18 protein-coding genes are annotated in these 17,513 nt (G+C 59.7%); 11 read left to right on the top strand and 7 right to left on the bottom strand.

Going from position 1 to position 17,513, the window contains the following annotated elements; all coding sequences use genetic code 11:
* The first annotated feature begins 108 nt into the window (after positions 1-108).
* The 3 genes from ACR0LW_RS08155 (at position 109) to ACR0LW_RS08145 (ending at position 3,794) form a co-directional block, all read left to right on the top strand.
* A complete protein-coding gene (locus ACR0LW_RS08155; RefSeq protein ID WP_480882207.1) occupies positions 109-1,767 on the top strand; it encodes an NAD+ synthase in 1,659 nt (552 codons plus the stop codon).
* Between the two features lie 270 nt (positions 1,768-2,037).
* Complete coding sequence (locus ACR0LW_RS08150; protein ID WP_170455532.1) at positions 2,038-2,310, top strand: hypothetical protein; 273 nt, start codon at positions 2,038-2,040, stop codon at positions 2,308-2,310.
* A 152-nt stretch (positions 2,311-2,462) separates the two neighbouring features.
* Complete coding sequence (locus ACR0LW_RS08145; protein ID WP_480882206.1) at positions 2,463-3,794, top strand: NAD(P)/FAD-dependent oxidoreductase; 1,332 nt, start codon at positions 2,463-2,465, stop codon at positions 3,792-3,794.
* A 4-nt stretch (positions 3,795-3,798) separates the two neighbouring features.
* Here ACR0LW_RS08145 and ACR0LW_RS08140 read toward each other — a convergent pair whose 3' ends face one another.
* Complete coding sequence (locus ACR0LW_RS08140; protein WP_480882205.1) at positions 3,799-4,731, bottom strand: MBL fold metallo-hydrolase; 933 nt, start codon at positions 4,729-4,731, stop codon at positions 3,799-3,801.
* Positions 4,732-4,947: 216 nt separating this feature from the next.
* On the opposite strand from ACR0LW_RS08140, the gene gltX reads away from it, so the two are divergent.
* Positions 4,948-6,273 (top strand): glutamate--tRNA ligase, encoded by a 1,326-nt coding sequence (gene gltX / locus ACR0LW_RS08135; protein ID WP_480882204.1) that lies wholly within the window; start codon positions 4,948-4,950, stop codon positions 6,271-6,273.
* Between the two features lie 14 nt (positions 6,274-6,287).
* Here gltX and ACR0LW_RS08130 read toward each other — a convergent pair whose 3' ends face one another.
* On the bottom strand, positions 6,288-6,899 hold the full coding sequence (locus tag ACR0LW_RS08130) for a gamma-glutamylcyclotransferase family protein (protein ID WP_480882203.1): 612 nt from the start codon (positions 6,897-6,899) through the stop codon (positions 6,288-6,290).
* Between the two features lie 93 nt (positions 6,900-6,992).
* On the opposite strand from ACR0LW_RS08130, the gene ACR0LW_RS08125 reads away from it, so the two are divergent.
* Positions 6,993-7,439: an Rrf2 family transcriptional regulator gene (locus ACR0LW_RS08125; protein WP_170455522.1), complete on the top strand. Its 447-nt coding sequence runs from the start codon at positions 6,993-6,995 to the stop codon at positions 7,437-7,439.
* A 2-nt stretch (positions 7,440-7,441) separates the two neighbouring features.
* On the opposite strand, the gene ACR0LW_RS08120 is transcribed toward ACR0LW_RS08125, so the two are convergent.
* Together ACR0LW_RS08120 and ACR0LW_RS08115 are read right to left on the bottom strand one after the other, a co-directional pair.
* Positions 7,442-9,970: an ABC transporter permease gene (locus ACR0LW_RS08120; protein WP_480882202.1), complete on the bottom strand. Its 2,529-nt coding sequence runs from the start codon at positions 9,968-9,970 to the stop codon at positions 7,442-7,444.
* The gene (locus tag ACR0LW_RS08115) at positions 9,967-10,662 is read right to left on the bottom strand and encodes an ABC transporter ATP-binding protein (protein WP_480586527.1); all 696 of its coding nucleotides are present in this window, start codon (positions 10,660-10,662) and stop codon (positions 9,967-9,969) included. The genes ACR0LW_RS08120 and ACR0LW_RS08115 overlap by 4 nt, the downstream gene beginning before the upstream one ends.
* A 45-nt stretch (positions 10,663-10,707) precedes the next feature.
* On the opposite strand from ACR0LW_RS08115, the gene ACR0LW_RS08110 reads away from it, so the two are divergent.
* Both ACR0LW_RS08110 and ACR0LW_RS08105 read left to right on the top strand, forming a co-directional pair.
* The gene (locus ACR0LW_RS08110) at positions 10,708-11,355 is read left to right on the top strand and encodes an arylesterase (protein WP_480586524.1); all 648 of its coding nucleotides are present in this window, start codon (positions 10,708-10,710) and stop codon (positions 11,353-11,355) included.
* Positions 11,356-11,358: 3 nt separating this feature from the next.
* A complete protein-coding gene (locus ACR0LW_RS08105; protein WP_480586521.1) occupies positions 11,359-11,973 on the top strand; it encodes an SOS response-associated peptidase in 615 nt (204 codons plus the stop codon).
* A gap of 8 nt (positions 11,974-11,981) precedes the next feature.
* Here the strand turns inward: ACR0LW_RS08105 and ACR0LW_RS08100 are convergent, their stop codons facing one another.
* Positions 11,982-12,536: a L,D-transpeptidase gene (locus tag ACR0LW_RS08100; protein ID WP_480882201.1), complete on the bottom strand. Its 555-nt coding sequence runs from the start codon at positions 12,534-12,536 to the stop codon at positions 11,982-11,984.
* 163 nt (positions 12,537-12,699) lie between these two features.
* Positions 12,700-12,906 carry a cold-shock protein gene (locus ACR0LW_RS08095; protein WP_170378838.1) on the bottom strand — a complete coding sequence of 69 codons (207 nt, stop codon included), beginning with the start codon at positions 12,904-12,906 and terminating at the stop codon, positions 12,700-12,702.
* A 204-nt stretch (positions 12,907-13,110) separates the two neighbouring features.
* Between ACR0LW_RS08095 and ACR0LW_RS08090 the strand changes: the two genes are divergently transcribed.
* Together ACR0LW_RS08090 and ACR0LW_RS08085 are read left to right on the top strand one after the other, a co-directional pair.
* A complete protein-coding gene (locus tag ACR0LW_RS08090; RefSeq protein ID WP_480882200.1) occupies positions 13,111-13,713 on the top strand; it encodes an REP-associated tyrosine transposase in 603 nt (200 codons plus the stop codon).
* 281 nt (positions 13,714-13,994) lie between these two features.
* A complete protein-coding gene (locus tag ACR0LW_RS08085; protein WP_480882198.1) occupies positions 13,995-14,417 on the top strand; it encodes a hypothetical protein in 423 nt (140 codons plus the stop codon).
* Between the two features lie 160 nt (positions 14,418-14,577).
* Here ACR0LW_RS08085 and ettA read toward each other — a convergent pair whose 3' ends face one another.
* A complete protein-coding gene (gene ettA / locus ACR0LW_RS08080) occupies positions 14,578-16,245 on the bottom strand; it encodes an energy-dependent translational throttle protein EttA (protein ID WP_170516801.1) in 1,668 nt (555 codons plus the stop codon).
* A gap of 138 nt (positions 16,246-16,383) precedes the next feature.
* On the opposite strand from ettA, the gene ACR0LW_RS08075 reads away from it, so the two are divergent.
* Together ACR0LW_RS08075 and ACR0LW_RS08070 are read left to right on the top strand one after the other, a co-directional pair.
* Positions 16,384-16,854, top strand: a complete 471-nt coding sequence (locus ACR0LW_RS08075) for an MOSC domain-containing protein (RefSeq protein ID WP_480882197.1) — start codon at positions 16,384-16,386, stop codon at positions 16,852-16,854.
* A 32-nt stretch (positions 16,855-16,886) separates the two neighbouring features.
* Positions 16,887-17,507 (top strand): nicotinate-nucleotide adenylyltransferase, encoded by a 621-nt coding sequence (locus ACR0LW_RS08070; protein ID WP_480882195.1) that lies wholly within the window; start codon positions 16,887-16,889, stop codon positions 17,505-17,507.
* The last annotated feature ends 6 nt before the right edge of the window (positions 17,508-17,513 follow it).

Here is a 17,513-nt window from a genome sequence, read left to right as displayed (position 1 = left end):
AAAAATAAGGGACCGCACAGGTCAGAGCAACGGCTTTTGCGGCATTGGTCTTTCACTCGCGCAACGATCTGCTAAATGCAGTAGGACTGACGAGGGCAAGAGGGCAGCATGGCCGACCGTTTCCGCATCACTCTGGCACAGCTTAACCCCACCGTGGGCGATATCGAGGGCAACGCAGCCAAGGCCTTGGCCGTGTGCGAGCAAGCCCGCGAGGCCGGGGCCGATCTTGTGGCGTTTCCCGAGATGTTCATCACCGGGTACAACACGCAGGACCTGATCCTGAAACCTGTGTTTCACCGTGCCGCGATGGCAGCGGTGCAGGATCTGGCCGCGCAATGCGCGGATGGCCCGGCTGTGGCGATTGGTGGACCTTGGGCCGAGAATGACAGCCTGTTCAACGCCTATCTGATCCTCAAAGGCGGGCGGATCACCAGCAAAGTGCTGAAACACCATCTGCCGAACGAGACGGTTTTTGACGAGGTGCGCCTGTATGATTCCGGCCCTCTGGGCGGGCCGTATTCGGTCGGGAACTCGCGCATCGGCAGCCCGATCTGCGAGGATAGCTGGCACCCGGATGTCGCCGAAACGCTGGAAGAAACCGGGGCCGAGTTTCTGCTGATCCCCAATGGCTCGCCTTATTTCCGGGACAAATACGATGTGCGCTTGAACCATATGGTCGCGCGGGTGGTCGAAACCGGCCTGCCGCTGATCTACCTGAATATGGTGGGCGGGCAGGACGATCAGGTGTTCGACGGTGCCACGTTCGGCCTGAACCCGGGCGGAGAGCTGGCCTTCCGCATGCCGGTTTTTGACGAAACCGTCACCCATGTGGATCTTGAGCGGGGCGATGACGGCTGGCGGATCATCCCCGCCGAGATTGTGCCTCAACCCGATGCGTGGGAACAGGATTACCGCGCCATGGTGGAATCCTTACGCGATTACATGGGGAAAACCGGTTTCAAAAAGGCGCTACTGGGTCTGTCGGGCGGTGTAGATTCCGCTCTGGTCGCGGCCATTGCTGTGGATGCTATCGGGGCAGAGAATGTGCGCTGCGTGATGCTGCCGTCGGAATACACCAGCCAGGCCTCGCTGGGCGATGCCGAGGCGGTCGCCAAGGCGCTGGGCGTGCATTACGACTTTGTTCCGATTTCGGACAGCCGGGCTGCGGTAACGGATACGCTGGCCCCGCTGTTTGAAGGGCGCGACGCGGACCTGACCGAAGAGAACATCCAGTCCCGCTTGCGCGGTGTACTGCTGATGGCGATCTCGAACAAATTTGGCGAGATGTTGCTGACCACGGGCAACAAATCCGAGGTCGCGGTGGGCTATGCCACGATCTACGGGGACATGAATGGCGGCTACAACCCGATCAAGGACCTTTACAAGACCCGCGTGTTCGAGACCTGCCGCTGGCGCAATGCCAATCACCGTGCGTGGATGATGGGCCCGGAGGGTGAGGTCATTCGCCCCTCGGTCATCGACAAACCCCCAAGTGCAGAGCTGCGCGAGGATCAGAAAGACAGCGACAGCCTGCCGGATTATCCGGTGCTGGACGGTATTCTGAACATTCTGGTGGATCAGGACGGTTCCATCGCCGATTGTGTCGCCGCCGGGTATGAAGAGCAGGACGCCCGCAAGGTCGAGCATCTGGTCTATGTCAGCGAATACAAGCGGTTCCAGTCTGCCCCCGGCACCCGTCTGACCAGCCGTGCGTTCTGGCTGGACAGGCGCTATCCCATCGTGAATCGCTGGCGGGATCGGGGCTGAGGCCGATACGCGGCCTTGTTTCTAAAAACAGTTCCGCATCATGACCTTATATTGTTTCCATTTTGGGGTCATTGAGGTTGAAATCCTGGCCCCAAAGGGGTTCTTAACCTTGTTCGGCTGACATTTTTCTGCCACATTTATGCTTGGAAGTTGCCCAATGTGGGGCGGATGTGACGCATTGCTGTTGAGTTCGCAGTTTTTCGACAAGTGATTTTTGTCTCGTGCGGCGCATCCGGGGTTGGATGTCTGAGTTAATAGTGTGGTGTTAACATGTACGAGGAATACGATAAGTCTCTGCACGCGCCGTGGCAGTACAGAACGATGGAATCTCCGGCGCAGGAACTGGATGAAGAAAAGCTGGACGCGGCCATTGCTGACCTGCTTGGCGAACAAGCAGCGGAAGACAAGGCCGAACCATCGCAGCGGCTGGAATTTCCCGATCTGAAATCGCAAAAAGAGGTTTCGGCGCAGGCCGACGCAAAAGAGGCCGGATTGTCTGCGTCACTGCGTCAGAAATGGGCTGAACTGTCCGGCGCCGCCTAATTCTGAGTCAGAACCTGAAGTGACCTGCCGGGCGCATGCTTTGGCGCGGCTGCCACACGTCCGGACATTTGATAGGGCTGTGCTGAAAACCTGTTGTCAGGACCAGCAAGTTCAGCATCCTTGTACTCTGATAAATTGAGTATGAGCGGTAGATGCCCGGTCCCAAACCGACCCCATTTGAATCCGATCTTTCCCTGCCAAAATCCGTAGACACCGTCGTGATTGGTGGCGGTATCATTGGCGTTTCAACCGCGCTGGAACTGGCCGAGCGGGGCGTGTCCGTCCTGTTGTGCGAAAAGGGGCAGATCGCAGGGGAACAAAGCTCGCGCAATTGGGGTTGGGTGCGTTTGGGGATGCGTGACCCGCGCGAAATTCCGTTGATGCAGGAAGCCACTCGCATCTGGCAAAACCTGGACAATCGTCTTGGACGGCAAACCGGATATGTGCAATCGGGCATTCTGTTCGGCGCATCCGGGGCGCGGCAGGCCGGCAATCTGGAACGCTGGCTGCGCCATTTGGACGGATTGCAAACCGGGGCGCGGATTGTGCCAGCGTCTGAACTGGCGGAAATGTTGCCCGGCTATACCGGCACACTTGATTGCGCGCTGCACATGCCGCAGGACGGGCGCGCCGAACCTCAGCTTGCGGCACCTGCGATTGCCGAAGGGGCCCGCGACCGGGGTGCGGCGATCATGACCAATTGCGCCGTGCGTAGCCTTGACGTGCAGGGCGGACGCGTTGCCGGCGTGTTCACCGAACGCGGGCGCGTGGCCTGCGACCGGGTGGTGCTGGCAGGCGGTGCGTGGTCGCGCTTGTTTGCGGGCAATGCAGGCATTGATCTGCCACAGCTGAAAGTGCTGAACACCGTTCTGCGCAGCTCACCTGTCGAGGATGGGCCTGAAACGGCGCTATGGTCCGATGACTTTGCAATCCGAAAACGCGCGGATGGCGGGTATTCCATCGCCTCGGCCCATCAAAACACCTATGACATCGTGCCCGACAGCTTTCGCCTTGCGTGGCAATTCCTGCCTGCGTTTTTTCAGGAATGGAAATCCTTGCGCTTTCGGCTCTCTGGTCGTTGGAAAGCCGAGGCGGCGCAGGACCGGTCGTGGGTGCCTACCGATGTGACCCCGTTCGAACATTGCCGCGTTCTGGACCCCGAGCCATCGCCGAAGGCCCTGCGCACATCGTGGGCCAACGCGACAAAGGCGTTTCCGGCGCTGCAGCAGGCCGAAGTGGTGCAAAGCTGGGCCGGATTGATCGATGTGACGCCCGATGCGATTCCGGTGATCTCGGGGGTCGAGGATATCCCGGGCATGTTCATCGCCACCGGGTTTTCCGGTCATGGGTTCGGCATCGGGCCCGGCGCAGGCCGTCTGATGGCCGATCTGGTGATGCAGTCCACGCCCTGTGTGGATCCGGCCGCCTTCCGCCTGTCGCGTTTCACGGATGGCTCAAGGGTGCGGCCGGACCCCGGGTATTGAGGCGTCAGCCCATCATCTGATAGCTGACCGGGACAAAGCGGAACCCTTCGCCGCGGGTCTCGACATACCCGGCAGCCGGGAACGGCATGTGATAGCCGATCATCGGCACCTTGTCGGCGGCCAGCAGACCCAGGATTTTGCGGCGGGAGTCAGTGGCTGCAGCCTTGTCCATGTCAAAACGAACCTCCCATTCGGGGTGCGCGAAGGACCAGACATAGTGATTGGCAAGGTCTGCCGTCAGGATCAGCCGCTGGCCATTACTTTCCAGATGATAAACCATATGGCCAGGCGTATGGCCGAACGTCGCCATTGCCGTCACACCAGAGACAACGTCGCCGCCATCTTCGATGAACGTCATTTTCTCGGCCAAAGGTGTGACTTTCGCCGCGACCAGATCACCGACCCGGTTGCCAGCCTCCTGAGCGGACCAGAAGTCATATTCCTGCGCGGCGGTGACATAGCGCGCATTGGGGAATGTCTCAGCGTCATTGGTGGTCATACCGCCAATGTGGTCGGGATGCATATGGGTGATGACAACGACGTCGATCTGATCCGGTGTCACTCCGGCATCTGCGAGGGCCGCCTGAATGCCGCCCTGACCAAGCCCGGTGTCGAACAGAACCAGCTCGGCCCCCGTATTCACCAGCGTCGGCGTAAAGAAGAACTGCGCAACATCGGGCGAAATGAAGTTTTCCGCCGAGACGCGTGAAAAGTCTTCGTCGGATGCACCGCCGCCAAAGATCTCTTGCGCGCCATCGCGCGGCAGACTGCCGTCCAGCAGCGTTGTGACGGTGAAATCGCCCAACTGGAACGATCTTGCGATGGTCGAGTTCGCCTTGGTCTCGGCCCCGGCTGCCAAAAGCGGGGTTGTTGCGGATGCAAATGGAAGGGCTGCGGCGGCGCCCAGGGCCGCTCTGCGTGTTAAGTTGATGGCCATGTCTTCGTCTCCCTGTCAGAACGCCAGATAATAAGTTAGTTCGTTGCGGGTCGTGCGCCAGTGTATAGCCCGGTTTGGCGCGCAATTGGATGAACATTACGTGTTCCATGGTTGTCGCCCCGCGATCTTGAAGCTGGGTATGGTGCGACCGATCCGAAACCCCTGCTGGACAAAATCGCGCCTTTGTGACAAGAGCCGCGCCAACAGGAGACACCCATGACAACCACCCGTTTCGCCCCGTCGCCCACCGGATACATCCACGTGGGCAACCTGCGCACCGCCCTGATGAACTATCTGATCGCCCGCAAAGCAGGCGGTACGTTCATCCTGCGCATCGACGACACAGACCCCGAGCGGTCGAAAGAAGAATATGTCGATGCGATCAAGCAGGATCTGGAATGGCTGGGTCTGCACTGGGACAAGGTTGAACGTCAGTCGGACCGGTTGGACCGCTACGCCGAAGCCGCCGACAAGCTGCGTGAGATGGGCCGGTTTTATGAGGCTTTCGAGACGCCGACCGAGCTGGATCTGAAGCGCAAGAAGCAACTGAACATGGGTAAGCCGCCGGTCTATGACCGCGCTGCGCTGAACCTGTCGGACGCCGAGAAAGAGGCGCTGCGGGCCGAGCGCGGCAACGGCGTCTGGCGGTTCAAGCTGGATCATGAGCGGATCGATTGGACCGATGGCATCTTGGGTGACATCTCGATCGATGCGGCGTCCGTTTCGGACCCAGTGCTGATCCGTGGCGATGGTCAGGTTCTTTATACGATTGCGTCTGTGGTGGATGATACCGAGATGGGTGTGACGGACGTGGTGCGCGGTTCGGACCATGTGACCAACACGGCGACGCAAATTCAGATCATCGAGGCGCTGGGCGGAACTTGTCCGCGTTTCGCGCATCATTCGCTGCTGACCGGCCCGCAGGGTGAGGCGCTGTCGAAACGTCTGGGCACGCTGGCCCTGCGCGATCTGCGCGAGCAGGGCGTGCAGCCGATGGCGCTGCTGAGCCTGATGGCGCGGCTGGGGTCGTCTGATCCGGTCGAACTGCGCTCGGACATGGCCGAGTTGATCGATGGGTTTGATGTGAACCGCTTTGGGGCTGCGCCGACCAAGTTTGACGTGCAGGACCTGTTCCCGCTGACCGCGAAACACTTGCAATCGCTGCCGCTGGCGGAAGTTGCTGATGCTGTGGCCGATGCGGGTGTTCCTGCCGAACTGGCCGAGCCGTTCTGGGCCATGGCGCGTGAAAACATCACCACTCTGTCCGATCTGAAAGGCTGGTGGGAGCTGTGCCGGGATGGCGCCGAGCCTCTGATCGCGGATGAAGATCGGGAGTTCATCGTAGAAGCCATGGCATTGCTGCCCGAAGGCCCGTTTGATGGTGAAACCTGGGGTGTATGGACCAAAGCGGTAAAAGAGGCGACGGGCCGCAAAGGCAAGGGCCTGTTCATGCCGCTGCGCAAGGCGCTGACGGGGATGGAGCGCGGGCCAGAAATGGCGGCACTGCTGCCCTTGCTGCAGGTGATCCGCGCGCGGGGCTGAATGCCCCTGACAATTTAGAACTTGAAAGAGGCAGGCAGTTCGCCTGCCTCTTTTTGTTGTAGTGGTTGGATGATCTTCACCGCCGCGCGCTGCAGGCGGTCATCCACAAAGGCAGTCTCGTCCGGTTTGAGCTGTTGGTGGCGCGGATACCTTGGTTCGGCCCGGTCATTCAGGACAGGTGCGTCCCAGCCATCGGTTGTGGCAAAGAACCGGTCCACCCCGTCTGGTCCGAAAATGCGCAGGTACCCTTGCACGACAACGTCAATGTAGCTGAGCAGTAAAGGATGCTGGTCGGTCGGCGCATTATGCCGGGCTTGCGGGACGGCATAGACCGCTATTTCAACATCATGGGTCAGCGGATGTGAGACCGATTGTGTCACGGGTATCCGGTCATAGGCCCATTCCCTTTCATCCAGCGCGGCCCAGTCGTTCTTGGGAACATGCGCGATCATGCCTTCGATCTCGGACTCGGGGTCCGGGACCGCCGTCAGAAAGGCGACCGGGCGCAGGTCGGTGTGTTTCCAGGCCCGCCGCCACCCCTTCAGTTTTGCCGGTCGTGGATCGGGAAAATCATGGGTGGCCAGGTTCACAAGGCTGCCATAGCCAAAGAAATAGGGGTCTGCCATCTGCGAACGCGCCTTTCGATCGATTGATGTATGTCAAACCGCTTTTTTCCCGGACATGCAATAAGGCTGCATCATTAAGTGAGGGAGGCCCATATGCGGATTACCAAACGAACGAATATTGCTGTGCGCCTGCTGATGTATTGCGCGGCGCACCCGGAGCGGCTGGTGACGAAATCCGAGATCGCCGAAGTGTGCAACATCTCGGAAAACCATCTGGCACAGGTGATCAATCAACTCGGACAGTTGGATTATCTGAGCACGCAGCGCGGCCGGAATGGTGGCATGTCTCTGGCACGCCCGGCGGATCAGATCCGCATTGGTGCCGTATTCCGGCATGTGGAAGGATCGCTGCCGATCGCCGAGTGTTTTGCGGATGCCGACAATACCTGTCCGCTGACCGACGCCTGCCGCTTGCGGGTGGCCTTGCAGGACGCCGCCGAGGTGTTTTACGCATCGCTCGACGACATCACGCTGGATGCGCTGGTCTGCGATAATGATCCGCTGCTGAAAATCCTGCAGCCGGTCGCCTGTATGCGGTAAGCTCAGTCGCTGGCGCGCAATATACGGGCGGGTCGGACGGATAAAGGGCGCAGCGCAAAGATCAGCCCCGCGCCAAGGGTGACGATGACACCTGTGATGACAATGCCCAGTGCCGAGGGCCAGATCACCGCAAACCCGGTGTCGAAGATATAGGTCGCCACAGCCCAGCCGCCCAAGATACCGACCAGCAAGGCGACGAAGCCTGCCGCGGCACCCAGCAACATCGCACGCAGGGTGAAGCTGAGCAGAATGCGGCGACGGTTGGCCCCGATTGTTTTCAGGATTGCAACCTCGTACCGTCGGGCCGGTTCACCGGCAGCGGCTGCGCCGATCAGCACCAGAAACCCGGTCAGCAGCGACACCCCGGCCCCGTAGGATGTCGCCGAGGCCAGCCCTGCCAGCAGGCCCGAGACCCGGTCGATCGCATCGCGCACCCGGATGGCGGTGATATTGGGGAACTGACCTGCCAGATCGCGCAGGATGGCGGCCTCGGCCTGTTCTTCGGCATAGACGGTGGCGATGAAACTATGTGGCGCACCGGCCAGCGCCGACGGGTTCATCGACATGATGAAGCCGATGCCGGCGGTCGAAAAATCAACCTCGCGAAAGGATGTGATGGTTGCGGTGATGTCGCGGCCCAGAATGTTTACGGTCAGTGTATCACCCAGGGACAGGCCCATTTCCTCGGCCTCTTCGGCGGCAAAGCTGATCTGGGGGTCACCTGCATAGCCCTCAGCCCACCAATCGCCTGCCGTGATGCGCGCATTCTCGGGCGGGAGGGCAGAGTAAGTGATGCCCCGGTCGCCCTCCAGAACCCAGTGGCTGCCTGCAACCTCGCGGGCGGGCTGGCCGTTGATCCGGGTGATGATCCCTCGCAGCATTGGCGCGCTTTCAAGGCGACTGACGGCAGGGTCGGTTTCCAGACGCTCGGTAAAACCGGGCATTTGATCCTTCTGGATGTCGACAAAGAAATACGAGGGCGCAACGTCCGGCAGATTGCCCGAGATGGCATTGCGCAATGTGCCATCGATCTGGCCCACGGCAGCAAGCACAGAAAGGCCCAGACCAAGGGACAGAACCACAGACCCCGCGCCTTCGCGTGGGTCCGAGATGGCGGCCAATGCCCATCGCAGCGGCGGGCGGCCGCGCGACCACGGAACGCCCTTGCGGGCCAGCCAGCGAATTGCGAAAGCGGTCAGTGATAAAAGAAACAGCGCCCCGACCAACCCGCCGCTGGTCCAAAGCGTCAACCGCGCCGAGCCGCTGAACCACGCCGCTGCTGCGATCAGAATGGCCAGACCCAGCCCGGTGGCCAGCACATAGATCAACCGGGGTATCTGCCGGGCCGAGGTCAGGGCGTCGCGAAACAGGGTGGCGGCGCGCACCTCCTCGGTTCGGGCCAGCGGCCAGAGGGTGAACAGAAACGCTGTCAGCAAGCCATACAGCGCAGCCTCGGCAAGGGGTTGGGGATAGATCGAAAACACGGCAGGAACGGGCAATTGGCTTTCGATGATTGGGGCCAGCAGGACAGGGGCCAAGCCACCCAGGGCCAATCCGATGACGATGCCGATCCCGGACAACAGCCCGATCTGGATCATATAGGTCTGAAACACGGTCGCCCGATCCGCCCCCAATGTGCGTAGTGTGGCGATGGTTTCCGTTTTCTGCGACAGGTACGCCCGAACCGCGGCGGACACGCCGATACCGCCCACGGCCAAGCCAGACAGGCCCACCAGAACCAGAAAGGAGCTGAGCCGCCCGACGAATTCGGCAATGCCGGGCGCTCCGTTTCGGGCATCCGTCCAGCGCATTCCGGTGCCTTCAAAGGTCTGGGTGGCCTCGGTTGCGGTTACCTCAAGATCGGCCGTTTCCGGAAGGTCCAGCCGGTACTTGGTCGAAAACAAAGTGCCGGGTTCCAACAAGCCAGATGCGCTAAGATCTGCGGTGCGAACCAGCGTTCTGGGGCCAAGGCCAAACCCGTCTGCGGCCCCGTCAGGCTCGGCGGTCAGGGCGGCCCTCAGAACGAAATCCTGCGTTCCCAGCGCAAATACATCGCCCACCGAAAGGCCAAGCCGGTCCATCAGGACCTGTTCCATCACCGCGCCCGGCAGATCGTTGTGCCCCTCCAACGCATCAGACAGCTGCATGTCAGGGTTCAGCCCAACCTCACCCAGCAAGGGATAGGCGGCATCAACGGCCTTCACCTGCGTCAACGCGCGCTCAGTGCCCGCGTCAAGCGGGGCAACCGCGAGCGACCGGAAATCGACAACCTCCGAGACCGCCTCGGCTGTGTTTTCCATCCATGCACGCTCTTCTGCGGTGGCAAAACGGTAAGTGAATTCCAACTCGGCGTCGCCGCCCAGCAGTGCCGCGCCTTCCTGTGTCAGCCCGGTCTGGATGGCGTATCGGACCGATCCCACAGCGGCGATGGCCGCGACGCCAAGGGCCAGACAGGCCAGAAAGATGCGAAATCCGCGCAGACCTCCGCGCAGTTCCCGCCGCGCCAGCCGCCCGGCCAGTCGCAGGCTCATTCTGCAGCCTCTTTCCGCGCATCCTCGGCAATGCGCCCGTCGCGCAGGCGGACAACGCGGTCGCACCGGTCGGCCAGCGTATGGCTGTGCGTCACCAGAACCAGTGTTGCGCCGTGTCTGTCGCGCAAGCCAAACAGCAGATCGACAATGGCGGCACCGTTCGCCTCATCCAGATTTCCCGTGGGTTCATCCGCCAGCAGGATCTGCGGGCGCGGGGCCGAGGCCCGGGCCAGTGCCACGCGTTGCTGCTCACCGCCCGACAACTGCGCCGGATAATGGTCGCGCCGATGCGACAGGCCAACCGAATCCAACTCGGCCTCGGCCCTGGCAAAGGTATCCTTGTGACCGGCCAGTTCCAGCGGCGTTGCTACGTTTTCAAGCGCAGTCATGGTCGGGATCAAGTGGAAGTTCTGGAACACCACCCCCATCGTATCCCGCCGGAACCGCGCCAGATGATCCTCATCCATCCCTGTCAGGTCCTGCCCCAATGCCGTGACCGACCCCCCGGTCGCCTGTTCCAAACCACCCATCAGCATCAGCAGGGACGACTTGCCCGATCCGGATGGCCCGACCAGCCCCAAAGTCTCACCCTGGTTTACCGACAGCGTGATGCCGTGCAGAATATCCACGCGCCCGGCATTGCCATCCAGCGACAAAGCAGCATTTTGGAGCGAGAGAACAGGCTGAGTCATAGATCTTTCCAAACGGAGGCAACACTTGTGGGATATGGAGCGGTTATGACATTGCGCAAGACTTTGATCGCAGGCCTTTTTGCAAGCTGCGGTTTTGCGGCCACAGCCGAACCCGTGATTATCGCCGCATTGGGGGACTCGCTGACGCAAGGCTATGGGCTGGTTGAAGAGGACGGGTTTGTTTCGCAACTGGAACGCTGGTTGCGAGCGCAAGGTGCGGATGTCCGGCTGATCAATGCGGGTGTTTCGGGTGACACTACGGCGGGTGGTGCTGCGCGGGTAGACTGGACCCTGACGCCCGAGGTGGATGGGATGATCGTCGCGCTGGGTGGCAATGATCTGCTGCGCGGGATCGACCCGGATGTGTCTCGGGCAAACCTCGAGAAGATCCTGACCACGGCAGAAGCGGGGCAAGTTGAGGTGTTGCTGGTGGGTATGCAGGCCCCCGGCAACTATGGCTCGGACTACAAGCAAAGTTTTGACAGCATCTTTCCCGATTTGGCGCAGCAATATCAGACGTTTTATGCTGACAGTTTCTTTGAAGGGTTGGCGGCGGTTGACGATCCGAATGCTGTTGGCGCGTTCATGCAGGCCGATGGCATTCATCCCAACGCCAAGGGCGTCGCCCTTATTGTCGAGGCTTTGGGGCCAAAAGTGCTACAACTGGCCAACGAGGTCGCAGAACAAGGGTAGCTCATGCCGGGACGGTTCTTTCTGACGCGACCTATCGCCGAAATCGCCGATTTGCTTGGAGTTTCGGCGGATGTCCCCGAACAACCGCCCCGCAGCAACATCCAGCCTGGTCAAGAGATGCTGGTGCTGACGCAAACCGGGCTGGTGCCGATGCGCTGGGGCATGATTCCGGTCGGTCGGGTCAACGCCCGAGGGCGCCCGGTGATGGAGACCATCATCAACGCCCGTTCTGAGACCGTCTTCGACAAGACCGCGTTTGAGGGCGTTGGCCGCGCAGTTATCCCGGTGGATGGGTGGTACGAATGGACCGGAGAGAAACGCCGCAAGACAGCGTGGCGTATCTTGTCGGCTGACGGTGCGCCACTGTTCTTCGCGGCGATTACCGATACATGGCAGGCCCCGGGCGGGTTGCAGGTCGATCAGTTTGCAGCCGTCACCTGCGAGCCGAATGGCGACGTGAAACCCATCCACCACCGGATGGGTGTGCTGCTGGATCGCGCAGGCATCGATTCATGGCTGACCGGCTTGGAAGATCAGGCCAAACAGTTAACGCGCCCGTGGCCAGACGGGCTGTTGCATATCGAAGAAGCAACAGATGTTGACTGGGCCGCGCCCTGACCAGCCGGTCAGACCACGGTTACAACCGTTCCAATCGGAACCCGGTTATACAGATCGACCACATGTTGGTTCAGCATACGGATGCAGCCGTTCGAGGCCGCCCGCCCGATGGTCTGCGGCTGCGTCGTCCCATGAATGCGGAAATAGGTATCGACCCCGTTCTGGAAAAGATAGAGTGCACGAGCGCCCAGAGGATTGTCCCCTCCGCCCGGTTGCACATAGTCGTTGTCCTTGAACTTGGCGTAAGCCACCGGATCACGTTCGATCATCTCATCGGTGGGCCGCCACGTGGGCCATTCCTTCTTGACGTCGATGGTTGCGGTGCCCGTGAACTCCAGTCCCGCCTTGCCCACACCGCAGCCGTAACGGATCGCCTTGCGCGGTTCGGTCACGTAATAGAGGTAGAAGGAGCGGGGCACGACCAGCAACTGACCGGGGACGAATTGCTTCTTGATCCGCACAAATTGCGGTGTCGGATCATACTCGACCGCCTTCTTGGCGCTGGCGATACCCGGCAGCAGGCTGGCAGCCGTTCCGGCAAGAAACACACGGCGTGTGAACATGGGTGAGCCTCTTCAAATGACCAATGCAATCATGACTATACTGTCAGGATGATAGCAAATCTGGTCATTTCTAGGGCAAATATAACGAAAACGTGATGTGTTTCGCTCGCGCGCTGCGCCGCACGAAAAAAGGGTGAGGATTGCGCCTCACCCTGTGACCGGCTTAGGCCAGCTCGATATTGTCTGCGCTTTCGCGCCCGTCACGACCCGAGCGCAGCTCGTATGTGACTTTCTGGTTGTCGGCCAGACCTGTCAGGCCCGAACGCTCGACAGCCGAGATGTGAACGAAGATGTCTTTGCCGCCATCTTCGGGTGCGATAAAGCCGTAGCCTTTGGTGGTGTTGAACCATTTTACGGTGCCTGCGGGCATATCCGTTGTCTCCTGATTGGTGCTGCCCACGTGGATGCGGCAGCCTGGCGTCGTAGTCTGGATCGAATGACTGAGCGCCGTGGAAGGAGACAGTAGGTCGAAATAGAAAAACGTAAGCCCTTTGCATATGGCATTGGGGTGGGCATGTGGCAAGGGTGGATTTGGTTAACGATTTGGTAGCCATGAGTGCGGCAGGATGCCCGCATGAGCAACTATCGCCGCGTTCGAATACCCGGAGCGAAGTACTTCTTCACTGTCTCACTGGCCGACAGATCGTCGGATTTGTTGGTGCGAGACGTGGCGCATTTACGCGCGGCCTTTGCCGTTACTCAACGTGAGAGACCGTTCTGGTGTGATGCGTTTGTTGTGTTGCCGGATCATATCCACGCGGTTTGGACCCTGCCGCCGGGGGATGCGGATTATTCAACGCGTTGGGGAGCGATCAAGGCGCGGTTTACCATGCGCATAAGAGAGGCGAGGCGTAGGCCGGGCTTCAGCCCGGCACCACCTGTGCCGACGGAGTTGCCGGTTGTAAGATCCGGCAGATATGCCGGGCTGAAGCCCGGCCTACGACAGAACAAACGCGAAGCGCCTATTTGGCAACGCCGGTTTTGGGAACATTGTATCCGCGACGAACGGGACTACCGCAATCACATGGCGTATTGCTGGGGTAATCCGGTCAAACATGGACATGTAGAGCATCCAACCGATTGGCCGTATTCGTCAATCCATCGTGATATTCGTGAGGGTCGAGTTGGTCCGGAATGGAGTGACGTTGTGATGGAGGGGGCGTTCGGCGAGTCGTAGGATGGGTGATTTCATCCGTCATTTGATGCAGTTGGGAATCGGAGATTGTGCAGGGCTGGGTGCGAGCGCTTATCTTACGCTTACGCTTTTTGTTAAGACCCAGAATTTGTGTAATTCTCCGATATTTGATACGGTTGTTTGTTGTGAGCACCATTCGATGCTTGCTCTTCGTTCAACTTGGGGCAAGCGTTATTAAATGCTTTTGCAGTATCAAATTAACGGCGATTTAGGTTTTTCTTGGAAATCCTTTACGCGACATAGAACAGAGATGGGATAGTCTATTGAGTTTTGGAGATTTTTTTGCGCACCCCGTAACGGGTCCGATACTTGTAGCATTTGTGACTTCAGTAGTTGGGCCAGGAGTAGTAGCGTACATTCGTACACATGCCTCATCTGGCGGTTTAAGTAAGGACGAACGGAAATCTGCCTCAATTGCGCGCGCAAAAGAAAACAAGCAGCTTTATGAGGATGAAGCAACCGAAGGTCATATCAATAAAGCGGTGTTTAGAGTACGAACGGCTAAGCTTTTTTGGAGGTTTGTCCTTGCAGTGGTACTGCACGTTGCGTTTATTTTTGCTGCCTTAGCAACAGTGGATCCACTGGATATGGTATTGGGAGTAATTGGCCTTTTTTTCCTCGTTGTGGCATTATACTTTTTGTTCAGGTTTGTTTACAGGCTTTTTTGGTTGGCATTTGTTTCTTAACATTGCGCTAGTTGAAAGTTGCGCCGCGACTACAACCGATCGACTGATTTGTATCGAGTCGTCAAAATCCCACCTTCAGGCTTTTTTCTTGCCTAACTTTTTTCCTCTCAAAACTGCCCGTTTTTGTATGCATGTTTTGTCTAGAGGCTGTTTGCGCGCGTTAACGCGCAAACTTCTTATGCTTCAACCGCTTGGGCTCCAGCGCATCGGGCCCTAACCGCCGCTTTTTATCCTCTTCGTAATCCTCGAAGTTGCCCTCGAACCATTCCACATGCGCATCGCCCTCAAATGCCAGAATATGCGTACAAATCCGGTCGAGGAAGAAGCGGTCGTGCGAAATCACAACGGCGCAGCCTGCGAAATCGACCAGCGCGTCTTCCAGTGCGCGCAGGGTTTCGACGTCCAGATCGTTGGTCGGTTCGTCCAGCAGCAGGACGTTGCCGCCCTCTTTCAAAAGACGAGCCATGTGGACGCGGTTGCGCTCACCACCCGACAGCAGCGAGACCTTTTTCTGCTGATCACCGCCCTTGAAGTTGAAGGACGAGCAATAGGCGCGGGAATTGACCTGCGCGTCGCCCAGCTGGATGATCTCGGCCCCGCCTGTGATCGCCTCCCACACGGTGTCGTTGTCTTTCAGGTCGTCGCGGGACTGGTCGACATAGGACAGCTCGACCGTGTCGCCCAGCGTGATGGTGCCGCTGTCGGGCTGTTCCTGACCGGTCAGCATCTTGAACAGGGTCGATTTGCCCGCACCGTTGGGGCCGATGACGCCGACAATGCCGCCGGGGGGCAGGGCAAAGTCCAGCCCTTCGATCAATTGCTTGTCGCCCATGTGCTTTGACAGGCCCTCGACCTCGATCACCTTGCCGCCAAGGCGCTGGCCGTTGGGGATGACGATCTGGGCGCGGGTCAGCTTTTCGCGTTCGGACTGTTCGGCCAGCTCGTTATAGGCGTTGATCCGGGCCTTGGATTTGGCCTGACGGGCCTTCTGACCCTGACGCATCCATTCCAATTCGCGCTGCAGGGTTTTCTGCTTGGACTTGTCCTCGCGCGCTTCCTGTTCCAGCCGTTTTGCCTTTTGTTCCAGCCATGCGGAGTAGTTGCCCTCGTAAGGAATACCCCGGCCACGGTCGAGTTCAAGGATCCAGCCGGTGATGTCATCCAGAAAATAGCGGTCGTGGGTGACGATCAGGATGGTGCCCTTGTAATCGATCAGGTGCTGTTGCAGCCAGGCGATGGTCTCGGCGTCCAGGTGGTTGGTCGGTTCGTCGAGCAGCAGCATGTCGGGTGCTTCCAGCAGCAGCTTGCACAGCGCCACGCGGCGTTTCTCACCACCCGAGAGGTTGGCGATATTGGCATCGTCCGGCGGGCAGCGCAGCGCCTCCATCGAGACGTCGATCTGACTGTCGAGGTCCCAGAGGTTTTCCGCGTCGATGGCGTCCTGCAGGGTGGTCATTTCCTCCATCAGCTCGTCCGAGTAGTTCTCGGCGATCTCCATGGCGATTTCGTTGAAACGGTCGACCTTGGCCTTTTTCGCGGCCACGCCCAGCATGACGTTTTCACGGACGCTGAGGCTTTCATCCAGTTGCGGTTCCTGCGGCAGATAGCCGACCTTGGCACCCTCAGCCGCCCATGCCTCACCCGAGAAATCGGTATCCAGACCGGCCATGATCTTCATCAGCGTCGATTTACCCGCGCCGTTGACGCCGACAACACCGATTTTCACACCGGGCAGAAAGCTCAGGTGGATGTTTTCAAAGCACTTCTTGCCACCGGGATAGGTCTTTGAGACACCCTGCATGTGGTAGACATATTGATAGGCGGCCATGTCGCGTCCTCTGGGTCGGGGAAATTGGGTTAAACCGCTGGATATCCGAGGCGGGCGGGCGGGGCAAGCTGGTGCTTTTGTGAATTTCGATTGGTGTCGGACTCACTTAAACAGGTCTGGTTGAACAAGGGGTGCGAATTGTCTGAACTGGCAGAGTTGATAGCAGGTTGGGCGCAGCCGGGGCGCGTCGAATGGATCGGGCTGAGCCCTGACCGGCGGGCCGCAATGGTCACAGCGAAAGAAGCGGTGATCTCTGAGGCTGGCCTCACCGGCGACCGGGGACGTGCCGGGAAACGGGCGGTGACGCTGATCCAGCAAGAGCATCTGGCGGCCATTGGATCGTATCTCGGGCAGGGGCCGGTTGCGCCCGATATTCTGCGGCGCAATCTGGTGGTGTCGGGGATCAATCTGGCAGCACTCAAGGGGCGCGAGGTGCAGGTGGGTGAGGCTATCCTGCGGTTCACCGTGATATGTGTGCCGTGCAGCCGGATGGAGGAGGCGCTGGGCAAAGGGGGCTATTCCGCTGTGCGGGGGCATGGTGGTTGGTGTGCGGAAGTCGTCCGACCGGGGCGCGTCAAGCTGGGCGATGCGGTGCAACCGGTTGATTGACAACGCCCCCCAGTTCTGAACATCAGCGTGGGATGGAGCGATACGACATTCCATATGCGCGTCCTGGGCAGGTGATCGGGCTGTTCGGCGGGTCCTTTGATCCGCCGCACAAGGGCCATGTGCATGTGACGCTTGAGGCGATGAAGGCGTTTGGGCTGGATCGGGTGTGGTGGCTGGTGTCTCCGGGTAATCCGTTGAAGGCGCGCGGACCGGCCCCTCTGACGCAGCGGGTCAAGGCCGCGCGGGGGGTCATTCAGCACCCGGATGTCGAGATCACGGATATCGAGGCGCTGACAGGAACGCGGGCGACGGCGGACACTCTGGCCGCGCTGCGCCGGTTATATCCGCAGGTCAAATTCGTCTGGCTGATGGGGGCCGATAATCTGGCGCAGTTTCATCGCTGGAAAGACTGGCGGCAGATCATGGACAGTGTGCCGGTGGGTGTGGTGGCGCGTCCCGGGGATCGGATCAGTGCCCGGATGTCGCCTGCGGCGCGGCTCTATGCCCGCTACCGGATCGACGGGCAGGCGCGGCATTTGCTGGGGCGGGCACAGGCTCCGGCCTGGTGTTTCGTGAATGTACCGATGGTCGATGTCAGTTCGACCGAGTTGCGCAATCGCGGCGATTGGCGCAACGGAGTGTTGCCGGAATAGCCACAT

The organism is Ruegeria sp. N4 (assembly GCF_056531425.1).
This window is presented reverse-complemented; position numbering and strand designations above follow the sequence as displayed.

What these genes read in the sequence shown, in the direction of transcription:
- ACR0LW_RS08105 (WP_480586521.1), top strand. Translation starts at nt 11,359, where the DNA reads ATGCCGGGACGGTTCTTTCTGACGCGACCTATCGCCGAAATCGCCGAT.
- ettA (WP_170516801.1), bottom strand. Translation starts at nt 16,245, where the DNA reads ATGGCCGCCTATCAATATGTCTACCACATGCAGGGTGTCTCAAAGACC.
- ACR0LW_RS08070 (WP_480882195.1), top strand. Translation starts at nt 16,887, where the DNA reads ATGGAGCGATACGACATTCCATATGCGCGTCCTGGGCAGGTGATCGGG.
- ACR0LW_RS08150 (WP_170455532.1), top strand. Translation starts at nt 2,038, where the DNA reads ATGTACGAGGAATACGATAAGTCTCTGCACGCGCCGTGGCAGTACAGA.
- ACR0LW_RS08155 (WP_480882207.1), top strand. Translation starts at nt 109, where the DNA reads ATGGCCGACCGTTTCCGCATCACTCTGGCACAGCTTAACCCCACCGTG.
- gltX (WP_480882204.1), top strand. Translation starts at nt 4,948, where the DNA reads ATGACAACCACCCGTTTCGCCCCGTCGCCCACCGGATACATCCACGTG.
- ACR0LW_RS08125 (WP_170455522.1), top strand. Translation starts at nt 6,993, where the DNA reads ATGCGGATTACCAAACGAACGAATATTGCTGTGCGCCTGCTGATGTAT.
- ACR0LW_RS08115 (WP_480586527.1), bottom strand. Translation starts at nt 10,662, where the DNA reads ATGACTCAGCCTGTTCTCTCGCTCCAAAATGCTGCTTTGTCGCTGGAT.
- ACR0LW_RS08095 (WP_170378838.1), bottom strand. Translation starts at nt 12,906, where the DNA reads ATGCCCGCAGGCACCGTAAAATGGTTCAACACCACCAAAGGCTACGGC.
- ACR0LW_RS08145 (WP_480882206.1), top strand. Translation starts at nt 2,463, where the DNA reads ATGCCCGGTCCCAAACCGACCCCATTTGAATCCGATCTTTCCCTGCCA.
- ACR0LW_RS08130 (WP_480882203.1), bottom strand. Translation starts at nt 6,899, where the DNA reads ATGGCAGACCCCTATTTCTTTGGCTATGGCAGCCTTGTGAACCTGGCC.
- ACR0LW_RS08100 (WP_480882201.1), bottom strand. Translation starts at nt 12,536, where the DNA reads ATGTTCACACGCCGTGTGTTTCTTGCCGGAACGGCTGCCAGCCTGCTG.
- ACR0LW_RS08110 (WP_480586524.1), top strand. Translation starts at nt 10,708, where the DNA reads ATGACATTGCGCAAGACTTTGATCGCAGGCCTTTTTGCAAGCTGCGGT.
- ACR0LW_RS08090 (WP_480882200.1), top strand. Translation starts at nt 13,111, where the DNA reads ATGAGCAACTATCGCCGCGTTCGAATACCCGGAGCGAAGTACTTCTTC.
- ACR0LW_RS08140 (WP_480882205.1), bottom strand. Translation starts at nt 4,731, where the DNA reads ATGGCCATCAACTTAACACGCAGAGCGGCCCTGGGCGCCGCCGCAGCC.
- ACR0LW_RS08120 (WP_480882202.1), bottom strand. Translation starts at nt 9,970, where the DNA reads ATGAGCCTGCGACTGGCCGGGCGGCTGGCGCGGCGGGAACTGCGCGGA.